The sequence below is a fragment of the Thauera sp. 28 genome (genome assembly GCF_000310145.2).
Classification (GTDB): Bacteria; Pseudomonadota; Gammaproteobacteria; order Burkholderiales; family Rhodocyclaceae; genus Thauera; species Thauera mechernichensis.
The window spans coordinates 1-13,919 of record NZ_AMXA01000017.1 but is presented as its reverse complement, the minus strand read 5'-3'; the positions used below and the strand labels follow the sequence as shown (position 1 = coordinate 13,919).

Sequence of the window (13,919 nt, the reverse complement as noted above, 5' to 3'; positions counted from 1 at the left end):
TCTAGGTGGTCATTAGTGAAGGCCTGGCCACGACCGCGACGGCAACTTAAGCCAGCCTCAGCGTTGGTCGATGACGTGAAAACCCAGGGTGGGCGCGGTGAAATCGTCGGGCGTCGCACCGAGCCCGATCTCGCCATCGCCATACAGGGTACAGGTGTCGCGCCGCAGGGCCACGGGCGCGGATGCCGACGCAAAGCGAACCCAGCTGCCGTTGCTGCTGAAGTCGGTGAACACGCACTGACCGCCAGTCCACTCGATACGCGCATGGCGGCGCGACACACGCGGATCGTCGATGGAGAAGCCAACGCCGTCGCCACGACCTATGACCAGCGGGCCATCGTCAGGATGGAGCTCGATACGCTGGTCGAGGCGCTCGATATCGATGCGCTGCACCGAGACCGGCCCATCGATGAGTTCCTGGAAACCAAGCATGGTGGTGATCGTGGTCTCGGCGGTGCGACTGAAATCCACCCGCCACACCCGCAACGGCTCGGCCTTGCCCTTGATGCTGATGCGATCGAGGCTGTGGCAACCGAGGCGCATCGCATCGGGCAAGCTGTCGAAGACGCTCTCGCCGATGAGAATCTCTCCCGCCTGGGCACGGTCGCTCAGGCGGGCGGCCACGTTGACCGCATCGCCGTAGCAATCGCCGCCATGCTCGACGATCGAACCGCGCGCGACCCCCGTCTTGATCCCCAGCGGTGCGCGTTCGGTCTCGCCATGCGTGAGCTCGCGCACGACCTCGGGCATGTTCGCAGCAGCCTGAACCGCGGCGACCGTGTCGTCGAACAGCACCAGCACGCCGTCGCCCAGGTACTTGACGACGCGCCCCCCGGCGCATGCCAGATGGCGACCGAGCGCGTGCATGCGGCGAGTGACGATCTGCGTCGCCGCCACATTGCCCGCCGTCTCGAACAGCCCGGTGCTGCCCGTAAGATCGGCGAATACCACGGTCCTGACCGATTGCTCCACACGCCTCCTCATTCTGTCGCCGGACGCGCAGACGGGCGCCCCGTGCAGAGAGGGCGCGCATTCGCAGCATCGCGGAATGCGTGATGCTAGCACTAAGGCTTGAAGACGTCATCGCTGAAGGTGCCGCCGCCGACATGCGCATCGCGCCCTGCACAAAGCGCATCTCGGTGCAGGGCCGCACCGTGGGGGACCTTCCCACTGCAAGCGCGCATCCCGCACGCGCATGCGGCACACACGGCTACCGGCAGAGTCCCATTGTAGTCAGCGCAGCTGCAAGCATGGGCGCCACGCTGACGACATTGCTCGGGTGGGCGATGCAGTCGGTACTCCACACCTGCTCGACGCCTGCGCCATGGATCAGTTCGAGCGCCCCATCGGCAAACAGGGCGTGGGTGACGGCGACATCGACCGATGCGGCGCCGGCTGCGCGCAACTGCCGCGCCGCTTCGGCGAGCGTGTGCCCGGAGCTGGCCACGTCGTCCAGGAGCACGACCGCGCGCCCGGCCACTGCGGCCCCGTCCGGCAACGCAATGTCGACGCGGCGGTCATCATGGCGGACCTTGGTGCACACCATGAAGTCCAGGCCCTGCTCGCGCGCAGCAAGCTCGACCCACTGCCTCGACTCCGCATCCGGTCCTGCCAGCAGCGGCCGCTCGCGCCGCTCGGCAGCGAGCGCACCCAGCAGCCCGGCCCCTGACAGGGCAACCGCATGTGGGACAGGGATCGCCTCGGCCAGGGTCGCGACGCGATGCAGGTGAGGATCGACCGTGACCACGGCGTCGAACAGGCCCGCCAGAAAGTCGCCAACCACACGCTGGCTGACGACCTCGCCGCTGCAAAAGGCCATGTCCTGACGCATGTAGGCCATGTAGGGGGCCACCAAGCTCAGGTGCCGCGCCCCCAGACGGCCGGCCGTACGCGCGACCAGCAGCAACTCGAGCAGCTTCTCGTTCGGGCGATAAAGACTGCGGTAGAGCAGGACACTCGGCGGCAGCCTGGCCGGCAGGCGCAAGCGCAACTCGTCGTCGGGAAAGCGGTGGCGTTCGATCAACTGCAGGTCCAGCCCCGCAGCCTGCGCCAGACGCCCGGCCTGCTCGGCCTCGTCTTCGAAATGCAGGAGCACGGTCTCTTCACTCATCATCGTTACAAGCCTACTCCCCTGTTGCCCCCCCTTGAAGAGTCCGCAGCCGCCCTGGCGCCAAGGATTTCACACGAACGGACAAGAGGGCCTCGCGGCTCGCCTCGCCAGCCCGCGAACCTCCCCATTCACGCGGTTTGACAAAGCGCCCACCGGCAACTAAACCGGTTATGACAAAGGAAGGAAAGCCTCCCCACCCGCGCCACTCCACGAGCTGAGCCCGGGGGGGCCGCGTGCGAACGGACGCAGGAGAGACAGATGCCTGATGCCCTGTCCCAGAACGCCATCGACGCACTGGGTGTGGCTGTGGACAGCCTGCTCCCGGACGCGCCTCCCGCGGGCCTGAGCCGCACCAGGGCGCTCGACGTGCGACACGTCAGGCCGCTCGGGCTAGGTGGCTATGTCGGCCACCATGTTGCGCCCGAGGGCGCACTGTTCGGGCGGCGCCTGAATGCCCGCCTGAACCTCAGCATCAATGGCGGCAGCGAGGCCGATGCACGGGCCCATGTGCACAACCTGGCTTCCCACCTGCTCAGCCTGTCGCGCAGCGAGTTGCATGCTGCGGGCATCCATCGCATGGCACGTGCGGACAGCAGCGATGCGCGCGCCATCCTCTTCGACATCGACTTCGAGTTCATCCGCCCACCCGCGACTTCGGAGGGCGTGATCACGGACCTCATCCTCGACATCGCGCCCGACGGCTGAGTGCCCGGACGCGCACAGCGCACCGCGCGTACCACGCGCCGTGCGGCCGAAAATGCCCCGCGCGGGGCGCACACACCCCCAGGGGGAACCAAGGAGCGGGCGATGGAAGAGAACTTTGCGGAACAGATCGTTCCGGGCACATTCATCCGGGTACAGGCAGAGGGACTGATCGCGCCCAAGGGCGTCAGCTTCGGCAACGTCGGCATCGTCGGCACCGCGGCTGCGGCCGAGGACGTCACCGATGCGATCGGCCAGACTCACATCCTTGGCAGCATGGAGGATGCGGCCAAGCTCTACGCTGCCTCGGACGCGCTCAGCGCCGGCACGCTCAACCTGATGCGCGGCCTCGCCCTGCTCTTTGCCAACGGTGCACGCACCGTCTATGCCCATGCGCTGGCAGCCGGCGCCGACCAGACCGCCTTCGCCAACGGCACGGCCGAACTCCTCAAGGACACCATCAACATCCTGGTCGCGCCCGAACTGGCCACCGCCACCGCGCTGCAGGTGCTGCCGGCGGCGGTCAATGCCGCCGAGGGCGACGGCAAGGACATGATCACGGTGATCGGCTCGGATGCGAGCACTGTGACCGCCGTCGTCGACCAGGTTGCGGCCAACAAGCGCGTCGTGCTGGTATCGCCCGGGGTGCGCGCCTACGACCCGGCGGCCGGCGCCATGGTCACCCTGCCAGGCAATTACACCGCAGCCGCGGTGGCTGGCCTGGTCGCCAGCCTCGCGCCCCAGGCCAGCCCCACCAACAAGGTGCTTGCCGGCGTCACCCAGCTCGCCACCCGCTACAGCTATGGCCAGCTGAAGGCACTGCTGCAGGGCAACGTATGCGCGCTTGAGGACCGCCAGGGCATCCGTGTCGTGCGGGGCATCACCACCGAAGGGGAAGCCTTCGCGCAGATCACCACACGGCGCATCGTCGACTACGCCAAGGCAGGCATTCGCCAGGTCGCCAACCCCTTCGTCGGCCGGCTCAACAACGAACGCGTGCGCACCGCCCTGCACGGCGCGCTAGACAGCTTCCTGACCACCATGGTGGTCGACGAGGCGCTCACCGGCTACCAGCTGGAGGTCAAGGCGACACGCGCCGACGAGGTCGCGGGCCGCTGCATCGTCAACGTCGCCATGCAGCCGACCTTCAGCATCGATTACATCCGCGTGACCCTCGCGCTGTCCTGAACGCGCAGGAAAGGAGACCGACATGCCATCCGCCGCCAACACCCATGTTTACACCGGAGCCGACGGTTCCATCCTGCTCGCCCCTGCAGGCGAAGGCCCCGAAGGTGCGGCCGCCAGCACGGTGATCGAAGGCAACGACCTCATCCAGGTCGGCCGCGTCACCGGCGTCACCGTCCAGGTAAGCTCGGCGATCCGTCCCTTTCACGAGATCGGCCAGCGCTACGCGAGCGAGTTGCGCGCAGGCAACGTCAGCGTGCGCGGCCAGATCGACCGTGCCTGGCTCAACGGCGCGCTGCTGCGCCTGCTGCTGGGCGAGGCGAGCGAACAGCGGCCGCGCAGTGCGTGGGCCCAACCCGCCTTCAACATCACGCTGATGGCGGAGAACGCCGCCAACCCGGGCACGCGCTCGATCGTGACGCTGCACGACGTCAAGCTCGAACAGTGGAACCTGAGCATGCCCGAAGACGATTTCGTCATGGAGGGCGCGCGTTTCCAGGCCCTCTACCTGAGCGTCCGCGACGAACAGGGCTGACGCCATGGCGCTCTCTGCCCAGGCAGGCGCAGCGACAGCCGCAGCGCCCGCCCATGATCGCTACCTTGCCGCCGACGAGCTGCTCGCCGGCAGCGCCGCCAGCTTCGATATCGAGGTCCCAGCCGTGCTGGTCGAAGCCGGGCGCAGCGGCCTCGCCGGCCGCGTACAGATCCGTCCGCTCACCGTGCGCGACCTGCAGCTCATCAGCCGCGCCGCACGCGACAGCGACAGCCTCGCCGGCGCACTGATGGTGCACGCTGCGCTGCAGACCCCCGCGCTGACCCTGCCGCAGATCAGCGCGTTGCCGCTCGGCCTGATGGAGTTCCTTCTCGCCGAGGTCAACCGCATCAGCGGCCTCGCCGTAGCGCCGGCCGCACTCGAGGACGCCGCCGAGCAACCCATTGCACGCGCAGCCCATGTGCTGGCGCGCGCCTTCGGCTGGACGCCGCAACAGATCGGTGATCTGACCCTCGGTCAGATCCTGCTGCACCTGCAGATGCTGCGCGAAGAGCGAGACGGCGATGGCTGAAACACACGGTCGTACGCCCCCAAATCGCACCCTTGACGGGTTCAAGTGCTGTGTGCACGCCTTGCAGACGGTCGAAGCCAGGCTGTCCGGGCTGATCGCCCGCTGTAGCGAACACGGACTCGCACATGCCGCACACCTCGACCGGCTTCCTGCCCTGGCGTCCTTCGACCCCTTTGCAGCGCCAACCGCCGCCGCGGCGGGTGCCGAGATTGCCGGGGCCAACGCTCGCAGCCAGCCACGCGCAAGCGCGATGCCTGCCGACCCACGCCCACTGCGGGGGACGCGCCAGGCGATGGCCCGCACCAGCAACGCGGACCGGATGGGCAACGAAGCCACTGCCTCCCCGCCACCAAGAGAAGGCGCCGGCCAGGCAGCACGCGGGATGAGCACACCGCCCCCGATCGCGGCCACCGCTGCAGGCGAGGATGCCGGCGCGCTCATCACCGCCCTGCTCCGACGCCACACTGCGCCCCGCCCCGACCCGCAGCACCTCCCCCGCCTGCATCCTACCGGCGGCACCCGGGAGGCGGACGGCCGGGATACCCGCTCCGCTGCGTCCGGGCTCGCAACGGGCCCGGACACTCGCCCCGCACGCGTTGGCCGCCTGCCCGCTGCCGCCGACCCCGCACATGTGCGCCCGCCTGCAGCCGTCCAGGCCGCTCCCGACACAACGCCCTTTTACCCGCGCACACCGTTGCGGCAAGGCGAGGGAGGGTGGCCTGGCAGCACCGCTCTCCATCGCGACCGCCCGGGCCGCGCCGATGTGCCTCCCCCTGGCCACCCAGCGGACAATAGCCTCACCGGCTCACCGCAGCTCGGCAGCGACGCACTGCGGCAACTGGTCGGCACCCTGTTCGCAACCGCGCCCCGGGCAGGCCTCCGCCCTGCTCCGGCGCAAACCGCTGCCGGGCAGCCTGCAGGCCGCGCGTCCGGAGCACCGGCGCTGCTCCCGCAAGGGCGCGCGCCCTCGCGCCTGCTGGGCGCCCAGGACGCCGTCCTCGCGCGCACGCCTCAAACGACCGGCGGTACGCCCACGCAGGCGGAGCACCACGCCGATGCCGCCCCCTCCCACCCCGGTGAGCTCGCGGCCGGACTCGAGCGCCTGCTGCGCGAGCAGGCCTGGTTACGCGGAGTCGATCTGTCATGAGCCTGACACCGATGCTTGCCGACTGGGAGCTGCCGCGGGTGACGAGGCTCGAGACCCTCGAAACGCGCGACTTCCTCGAGCTCCCGCTACCCGGGCGCGCGGGCAGCCTGTTCCAGGACCTCGAGCGCCGTCCCGCACGCATCATCATCGAAGGCTCGGTGTTCGGCAGCGAGGCCGGCCTCGACCTGCTCAACGCCGTACGCGAGCACTACGGCGCCGGACAACCCCTGACCTTCGTCTCCGACATCGTGACCGGCACCGACATCCAGTACGTGCTGCTGCAGCAGGTTCATGTCCAGGCCGAGGCCAGCGCGCCCGACCAGATCGACTACGCGCTGTGGCTCATCGAGTCGCCGCCGCCACCGCCACCGGGCAACATCCTCGGCGGCATCGACACCAGCCTGCTCGACCAGGCAGCCGGCCTGCTCGACGACGCCATGGGGGCGCTCGACGCGCTGCAGGCGCTCGGCAGCATGCCGGAACTGTCCGACCCGACAGGCCCGCTCACCGGCATCCTGGGCGACACCGCGCCCGCCATCGGCCAACTCGGCAGCATCGGTGCCGGGCTGCGCGACCTGCTGGAGTAGGCGACCATGGCCGGACTGCTGGTTCAACTCGACCTGACAGTATCCGGCGCCGACCTGTCCGCGATCGCGGGCAGCGTCGGCGGCGCCTACGGCGAGCTCGGCCGCCTCATCGCCGGCTGGCAGAGCGGCCCGCCGGGCGACTTCGGCAGCGCGCTCGCCGACCTGGCAGGCCTGCCAGTGCCACAACTGTCCGGCGGCTTCGAGTTCAGCCTTGGCTTCGGCACGCTGCTGCCGAACCTGCAGGGCGAGCTGGGCGGACTCGCGCAGGCGCTGCAGGCCGATATTGCCGCCTTGCCCGAACGCCTCGGCGCCGACCTGCAAGCGGCCTTTGCACCATTGCTCGCACGCATTGCGCGGCTGCAGGCCGTGTTCAACACCGACTGGCACTGCGGTCTCGCCATCCCGGCAGACCTGACGGCAGGGGCCGGCCCCGCTAGCAGCAGTGCAGGCGCAAGCACGAGCGGGGGCGGAGCCGAAGGTGGGGGAGAAGGTGGGGGAGAAGGTGGGGAAGAAGGCGGCGGCGCAACAGGCACGAACGCTGCCGGCGCGCTCGACACCGCACAGGTTACGGCCGCAAACGCACTGATCGACACCCTGCCCGCCGACCTTTCGGTCCCCAGCCTGCTGCGCTGGCTGCATGCACGCGTGGGCACCTTCCGTCCGGGTTACTTCCAGCTGCGCTCGTTACCCGTGCTCGACGATCTGCGTGACCCGCTCGACACACTGATCCGCTGGGACGATGCCAGCGCCGCAGCGGTAGAGGCCGAACTCCAGCAGACACTGGAGCAACTCGCGGCGCTGATCGCAGCCAATACCAGCGCCCACATTCCCCACGCGCTCCCTGCTACGGACCTTGCCACCCAGCCCGGCATCGAACTGGGCAGCGCGGGTGCCGATTTCGTCACTGCAGTGGGCTCGCTCGCGGCCCTCACCGCTGCGCAGCCCACCGACTCCGCTGCCATCGCAGCCGCGCTCGCGAATGCGCAGGCCCTGCGCGCACCGCTGCTCGCGGCGCGCAACGTCACGCTCGCCCCCGCCAGCACCGCAGCCCGCGCGCGCCTGCACAACGCCCTCCTCGCTCTGCCAGGCGCCCTCGACGCCGGGCTGTGCCGCACGCTGGTCCTGCTGCTGCCACGGGCGAGCCTGGCCGACCTCACCCAGTCCGTCCCCGGACTCGCCATCCCGGGCCTGCCTGTCAATGCCTTCGCCGCACTGGAGGCCCTGATCGACGATATCCAGACGCGCCTCGAGACGGTGCTCGACCTGCTCGACATCAGCGCCGTCAGCGCCCCTGTCACCACCGCACTGGCGCGCGCAAACAGTACCCTCGCAAACATCGAAGCCCAGCTCGCCGCGCTCGGGGCGAGCAGCGCACGCGCCTTCGACGATGCCCGCAGCCAGCTCCAGACGCTCGACCTCGCGCGCCTTCAGCGTCAGTTCGAACAGAGCCTGGAGCAAGCCGTGGGGGCCATCGAGGCAGCCCTTGCCGCCACGCTTGCGCCCGCCACCACGGCCCTTGCGCAGACCCTCCAGGCCGCGGACACGGCAATGGACGCGATCGATCCGGAAGTGCTCTCCGCACCGCTGCAGCAGATCCTGCAACCCCTTGCCAGCCTCAGTCAGCAAGAAGACGTGGCCCGGCTCATCCAGGTGCTCGGTCAGGTGAAGGCGCTGAGCGAATCGCTGTCACGCATCTCCTTCGCACCGGTGGCGGACGAGGTCATCGCCGCCATCGGCAAGCTCGAAGCCGTGTTGCGCGCAATCGACCCCGCCACCCTGCCCGCTCCGGGCCCCGAGCTGATCCGCTCGGCCATGAGCGTACTGCCGCCCTCGCTGGTGCCGCTCACCGACCCGCTCATCGTCCGTCTCGACACCCAGCTCGAGGCCAGCCCGACCGAACTGCTGACCCAGCTCAAGGCCATTCCCGAAGAGGCACGAGCCCGCCTGCTCGCACTGTCGCCGCGCGCGGCCCTCGCCCCACTGCTGGCCGAACCCTTTGCTGCAGTGCGCGACGGCCTGGCCGCCTTCCAGCCCGCGCAATGGCTGGACGAAGCCGATCGCACGCTGGCCGACACCCGCCAGCGCCTCGGCCGCCAGCTCGACATCGGCGGCGCGCTCGCCGCACCGGCGCAAGCCCATGGCGCGCTGGTGCGCGAGCTCGAAGGCCTGCGCCCATCCGCCCTGCTGCAGCCGCTCACCACCACACTCGGCCAGGCCCTCCAGGCGCTGGACGCTGCCGTACCGGCGGGCGAGCTCGGCACGGCGCTGGCGGCGACGCTCGACCGCATACGCAGCTTCGCCAGCACCCTGGCAAGCGCGCTCGATGTCGCCGACCACCTCGTCGACCGTCTCGGCACCCTGGGGGACGCCGGCAGCGAGTTCGACAGCTGGCTCGACGGCATCCTCGCCAAGGTCCCGGAAACGGCCACAGCAGCGCAGCTCGAGGCCCTCGACACGCTGCGCCAGGCCGCGCTCGCCAGCAGTGCCGACGCCCTGCGCGCGCAGTGGGCCGCACACCGTGACGCGCTCGCCACAACACTCGCCGACACCAGCCCCGGCACCCAGTCCGCAGCGCTGCTGCGCGAACTCGCGCTCGCCCGCGCCCGCATCCGCGGCCAGCTCGGCGCACTCCCGCCCGCGCTCGCCAACCCGATCGCCAGCTGGCTGGACGAAGCCGACACCCGCGCCGCCGAGGACGGCCTGATCGCCATCGCCGCGCTGTCGCGTCGTCTGACCGAAACCGACGCCCGCATGACAACCCTGCTCGACCAGCTCGGCAACCGCTTTCCGGCCGCACAAGGCCCCTTCGCCGCCTTGCTGCCGGGCAACCCCGTCGAGTTGCGCGCCTGGGTGCGCGAAGCCCTGGTGCGCCAGTTCGGCCGCCCGCTGGTGCTCTTCCTCGACAGTCTGCAAGTGCTGGTGGCCCTGCTGCGCAGCGCCACGGCCGCACTGCGTCGCCTGGTCGACGCCCTGCAGGCCAGGCTCGACGAACTCCTGGCCGCCCCGCAGGCGCTTGCCGCACTGCTCGAAGGCATCGAGTCGCTCACCGACCGCGTCGCCGGGCTCGACCCGGGCCTGTACGCGCAACAGGTCGATACCCTATACCGCGACCTGCTCGGCGAACTGCGCGCCCTCGACCCCGCCGGACTGCGCCAGCCGCTTGAGGCCACCCGCGACCGCCTGCTCGCGCGCATCTCGCTCGACACCGTGATCCCGCCTGCCCAGCGCGCCCAGCTCGACGCCATGCACCGTGAGCTGCAGGCCAAGGTCGGCGCGCTCGACCCCGACCCCTTGCTGCTCCAGCCACTGGACGAGACCTGGCGGGCGACGGTGGAGCCGCTGGTCGCAGCGCTCGACGCCAGCGCCTCGATCCAGCTCATCGTCGACTGGATCAACGCGCTGCCACCCGAACTGCGCCTGCACATCAGCCGCGTTGACGCCGCCTACGCCGCACTGCTTGCCAGCGCTCCCGGCGGCAGCGGCGCATCAGTGAGCGTGAGCGCCAGCGTCAGCGTGGGCACCTAGGAGAACAGGACGATGCTCGGCTCCCTCCTGATCCAGCCGCAAATGCTCAACCGCATGCAGGGGCGCGGCGCCGGTGACGAGATCGCCGACGAAGTCGTTGCCCTCGCACACCTGCTCAGCCTCAACCCTGCTGCCGCGGACGCGGTCCTGCCGGCCTTTGAGGCTGCCGGCCAGCGCTTCGCCTCAACCCTGCTGGCACGGATCGGCCCACGCCTGCCGCAGGCACTGAACGAACTGCGCGCACTGGTCGAGCCCCTCACCACACCGCTTGCCAGCTTTGCGAGCGGGCCGCCGCCGGCCACGACCGCCGACATGCTCGAGCACATCGCCGCCGGCCTCGAGCGCCTGGCACCGCTCGCCGGCCTGCTGTCAGACGCACAGATCCGCAGCACCCTGCGGCGTGCGAGCCGCATCCTCACCGACACCCTGGGCCTGAGCCAGGCCGGCTTCCGCGCCGACTTCCTGGTCATGCTCGGCGAGGTATGCGCCGAGTTGCGCACACACCCCGCCGGCGCCAGCACGGCCGCGCGCGCCGTGCGCGAGAGCTTCGCCTGCCTGCTCAACCGGCTGGAGACGGACGTCTATCCGCACTTCCCCACCCTGGACCTGGATGTCGACCGCCTCACCGCCATCCTCATCCGCGCCTTGCGCACAACGCCGCTGCCACGCATCGGCGGCCAGGCCGAATGCCTGCTCGGGCGCATCGAGGCGGTATTGCGCCTGCTCGCCGAAATCACCCGCGCTGCTGCAATCAGAGCCCGCAGCACGCGGGCAAGCGCGCCCCCTGCCGCCTCACCGGCGATGGCTGCGCGTCGCACAGCTCCGGCCAGCGCGCGTGCGGACGCCGCGCCCCGCCGCGAAGACGACGGACAGTATTGCTGGTACGCCTCCTGGCTGTATGCACGCCATCGCCAGGGGTTCTCGAACGGCGCCGGCATCGGCCTGCTGCAGAACGTCACCCCTGGCTACCCCGGCGACGAGGTCTGGCGCAGCACCGACGGCCGATGCCTGACCTTGCGCCGTGCCACCGTCGACGACGCCGTGCTGCACCGCGCCGACGCGCCCTTCGCCTGGTTCCAGGCCCCCCAGTTCGCCGGCCCGCCCAGCCGCGAGCACTTCAGCTTCGGCGCCATACCGCCAGCCTTCCTCGAAGGCTGGACCCAGGCCACCGCCATCCTGCAGAAACTTGGCGCGGGCTTCTGGCATGCGGTGGCGATGGGCCAGGGCGAGCGCGAGTACGCCTGCAACATCCCGCTCTGGCTGTGGCACTGGACGGACGGCATCGCGCGCGGGGCAGGCGGCGCACCGCTGCCCTCGCTGCTCTGCCGCTCGCTGGGCTGGGGGGTGGGTTCGACCTGGCTGTTCTCGTCATTGCTGCCGATGCTCACCGTCATCGGCGGCTCCTTCGAGGGGGTGCACACCGAGACCACGGCCGGCCTCGGCTTCCTGCAGTGGCTCACGCTCATCGGCGGCGATGCGCTCTCGGCCTACACCATCAGCGGCGCCACCCAGGGCGTGAACGACTTCTTCCTGTCGCTGTTCACGCTGATCAACCAGACCGGGGCGGGTGGCCCACCCGCGTCGGGCGAGGACCTGCGCCCGGCCAACTGGGCACATGCAGACGCCGTCATCGGCCTCGTCAACCTGGCGATCGGCTTCGGCTTCCGCGCCCTCATTCCGCGCGACGACTACGGCCTGCCCTTCGACAACAACGGCGCTGCCGCCTTCGGGCCGCTCTATTTCCCCTGGATGCTGCTCGGCGCCCCGCTCGCGAGCGCCTTCTCCAACGCCATCGGCACCCTGCTCGCCTGGGCCATCGCCCGCACCCACACTCCGATCCAGCTTGGCGAGAAGATCGGCGTCGGCGCGCTGGTCGGCACCCTTTCCTTCATCGTCGAGTTCTACGCCCAGCGCGACGGCAGTACCGACGACGGGCGCTACAACCCGCGCATCGACCCCGCGGGCACGCCGTACACGGACGCCGCCGGCAATCCGCGCAGCGACTTCGCCGGCTATCCCGACAAGGCCGGCTCGCCCTATCAACTGCCCTACGCGGCCGGCATTGCGATGTACGTCGGCCAGGCCAATCTCGGTTTCTTCAGCCATGCGCGCTGGAACAGCTTCCCGCAGACCTATGCCTACGATTTCGCGCACGACTTCGGCGACGAGATCCTCGCCATCCGCGACGGCACCGTGATCGACTTCTTCGACTGGATCCCGGACAACATCAATCCCGACGGTACACAGCGCACCGCGGCACGCACCGCATCCGACACCGTGATGGGCGCAGGCTGGCGCAATGGCAATCCGAGCTGGAACTACATCGTGGTCCGCCACGACAGCCGCATCGACAGCCAGGACCGCGACCAGGGCGGCACGCCGGTCACCACCTATGCCGTGTACGGCCACGGCGCCACCGGCGGCGTGCGCGAGCTGTGGCAAGCACTCTACGGCAAGGGCGCGCTCGACATCATCGGCACCCGGGTGCGCCGCGGCAACCCGCTGATGCGCGCGGGCAGCACCGGCGTGAGCTTCCACAACCACCTTCACCTGCACGTCGTCCCCGGCCCCGACCCAAGCGCGGCGACGCACACCCCGCCGCGGCCCATCCTGCAGGAAGGCGACCTGGGCGACTACACACTGCCCTTCGTCTTCGCCGACGCGCCGGGCGACGGTGTGCTGCGCAACCTGCGCTGGTACCGCTCGGCCAACGCCCGCAGCACGGAGCTGCCACCATGATCGGCGACGCGCTCATGGATGCACTCGGCGCCGCGCTCGACCACAGCGCGGGCAACGGCACGCTGCCACCGCCGCAGGCCAAGGTTTCGCGCGGCGGCGGCGCGGCCTCGGCGGGGGGCTTCGGTGCCGAACTCGTGGCCCTGGTCACCGGTCCCGGCCAGCCCGATCCACTCACCACTGCACTCATTGGCGCCGAAGTGAACCTGCTGCCTGCACCCGCGCTGTCCTCATGCCGCCTGCGCTTCCTGCCGCGCGCCGATTTCCCCGCGCTTGCCGCCGGCGACGTGCTCAAGCTGCAGCTCGGCGCAGGAGACGATCCGCCGGCCGTCTTCAGCGGCCCGATCGCCCTGCTCGGCGGCGCCAGCGGCGTGCTCGAACTCGTACTCGGCGCACCGGCCACCGCGCTGGCGCGGCTGCGGCGCAACGCCGGCTATGAGAACCAGCACTTTGCCGACCTGCTCACGCTGTGGGCGGGCGAAGCGCAGCTCGACATCGGCGAGCTCGACACCGGGCCTCGATTCGCCTTCCTCGCCATCGACGCCCAATGCTCCCTGTGGGAATGGATGTCCCGCCTGGGCAAGGCCGCCGGGGTGCCGGTGTGGACCGACGCTGCCGGACGCCTCAACGCCCGTGCCGCACGCGGCCAGCCAGTGGCGAAGTGGGCCTGGGGGCGCGACCTGCTCGCGCTTGAGGCCGACCTGCACGACACCGCCATCGCACCCTTTGCCCCCGACGTCACCGGGCGCACCGAGCAAGGCGCCTGGAGCGACGGCGAAAAGCCGGCCACGAACACGCCGGGCGCGCCGGGCGGCGGCGCACCCGGCGCGGGCCCGGGCGGCCTTGGTGGTGCTGCCGGCGCG

General features: G+C 70.3%; 11 protein-coding genes. 9 read left to right on the top strand and 2 right to left on the bottom strand.

Annotated elements, in window-relative coordinates:
* Positions 1 to 57: 57 nt before the first annotated feature.
* Together C662_RS12440 and C662_RS12435 are read right to left on the bottom strand one after the other, a co-directional pair.
* On the bottom strand, positions 58 to 972 hold the full coding sequence (locus tag C662_RS12440) for an adenylate/guanylate cyclase domain-containing protein (protein WP_002929545.1): 915 nt from the start codon (positions 970 to 972) through the stop codon (positions 58 to 60).
* A 238-nt stretch (positions 973 to 1,210) separates the two neighbouring features.
* Positions 1,211 to 2,110, bottom strand: a complete 900-nt coding sequence (locus tag C662_RS12435; RefSeq protein ID WP_232433262.1) for a ribose-phosphate diphosphokinase — start codon at positions 2,108 to 2,110, stop codon at positions 1,211 to 1,213.
* A gap of 258 nt (positions 2,111 to 2,368) precedes the next feature.
* On the opposite strand from C662_RS12435, the gene C662_RS12430 reads away from it, so the two are divergent.
* The 9 genes from C662_RS12430 to C662_RS12390 form a co-directional block, all read left to right on the top strand.
* Complete coding sequence (locus C662_RS12430; RefSeq protein WP_002929542.1) at positions 2,369 to 2,815, top strand: hypothetical protein; 447 nt, start codon at positions 2,369 to 2,371, stop codon at positions 2,813 to 2,815.
* A 102-nt stretch (positions 2,816 to 2,917) separates the two neighbouring features.
* Positions 2,918 to 4,000 carry a phage tail sheath C-terminal domain-containing protein gene (locus C662_RS12425; RefSeq protein ID WP_002929541.1) on the top strand — a complete coding sequence of 361 codons (1,083 nt, stop codon included), beginning with the start codon at positions 2,918 to 2,920 and terminating at the stop codon, positions 3,998 to 4,000.
* Between the two features lie 22 nt (positions 4,001 to 4,022).
* Positions 4,023 to 4,532: a hypothetical protein gene (locus C662_RS12420; protein ID WP_002929540.1), complete on the top strand. Its 510-nt coding sequence runs from the start codon at positions 4,023 to 4,025 to the stop codon at positions 4,530 to 4,532.
* Between the two features lie 4 nt (positions 4,533 to 4,536).
* Positions 4,537 to 5,061 carry a hypothetical protein gene (locus tag C662_RS12415; RefSeq protein WP_002929535.1) on the top strand — a complete coding sequence of 175 codons (525 nt, stop codon included), beginning with the start codon at positions 4,537 to 4,539 and terminating at the stop codon, positions 5,059 to 5,061.
* Positions 5,054 to 6,208, top strand: coding sequence for a hypothetical protein (locus C662_RS12410; protein ID WP_232433261.1), 1,155 nt, complete (start codon positions 5,054 to 5,056; stop codon positions 6,206 to 6,208). The genes C662_RS12415 and C662_RS12410 overlap by 8 nt, the downstream gene beginning before the upstream one ends.
* Positions 6,205 to 6,795 carry a hypothetical protein gene (locus tag C662_RS12405; protein WP_002929529.1) on the top strand — a complete coding sequence of 197 codons (591 nt, stop codon included), beginning with the start codon at positions 6,205 to 6,207 and terminating at the stop codon, positions 6,793 to 6,795. The genes C662_RS12410 and C662_RS12405 overlap by 4 nt, the downstream gene beginning before the upstream one ends.
* 6 nt (positions 6,796 to 6,801) lie before the next feature.
* The gene (locus tag C662_RS12400) at positions 6,802 to 10,320 is read left to right on the top strand and encodes a hypothetical protein (protein ID WP_002929528.1); all 3,519 of its coding nucleotides are present in this window, start codon (positions 6,802 to 6,804) and stop codon (positions 10,318 to 10,320) included.
* 12 nt (positions 10,321 to 10,332) lie between these two features.
* Complete coding sequence (locus tag C662_RS12395) at positions 10,333 to 13,059, top strand: M23 family metallopeptidase (RefSeq protein ID WP_002929527.1); 2,727 nt, start codon at positions 10,333 to 10,335, stop codon at positions 13,057 to 13,059.
* Positions 13,056 to 13,919: hypothetical protein (locus tag C662_RS12390; RefSeq protein ID WP_002929526.1), on the top strand; the 864-nt coding region annotated here is incomplete at its 3' end. The genes C662_RS12395 and C662_RS12390, both read left to right, overlap by 4 nt.

Excerpts from the sequence above, each read along its gene's own strand:
- C662_RS12395 (WP_002929527.1), top strand. The coding sequence starts at position 10,333 with ATGCTCGGCTCCCTCCTGATCCAGCCGCAAATGCTCAACCGCATGCAG.
- C662_RS12420 (WP_002929540.1), top strand. The coding sequence starts at position 4,023 with ATGCCATCCGCCGCCAACACCCATGTTTACACCGGAGCCGACGGTTCC.
- C662_RS12430 (WP_002929542.1), top strand. The coding sequence starts at position 2,369 with ATGCCTGATGCCCTGTCCCAGAACGCCATCGACGCACTGGGTGTGGCT.
- C662_RS12415 (WP_002929535.1), top strand. The coding sequence starts at position 4,537 with ATGGCGCTCTCTGCCCAGGCAGGCGCAGCGACAGCCGCAGCGCCCGCC.
- C662_RS12435 (WP_232433262.1), bottom strand. The coding sequence starts at position 2,110 with ATGAGTGAAGAGACCGTGCTCCTGCATTTCGAAGACGAGGCCGAGCAG.
- C662_RS12425 (WP_002929541.1), top strand. The coding sequence starts at position 2,918 with ATGGAAGAGAACTTTGCGGAACAGATCGTTCCGGGCACATTCATCCGG.
- C662_RS12410 (WP_232433261.1), top strand. The coding sequence starts at position 5,054 with ATGGCTGAAACACACGGTCGTACGCCCCCAAATCGCACCCTTGACGGG.
- C662_RS12405 (WP_002929529.1), top strand. The coding sequence starts at position 6,205 with ATGAGCCTGACACCGATGCTTGCCGACTGGGAGCTGCCGCGGGTGACG.
- C662_RS12400 (WP_002929528.1), top strand. The coding sequence starts at position 6,802 with ATGGCCGGACTGCTGGTTCAACTCGACCTGACAGTATCCGGCGCCGAC.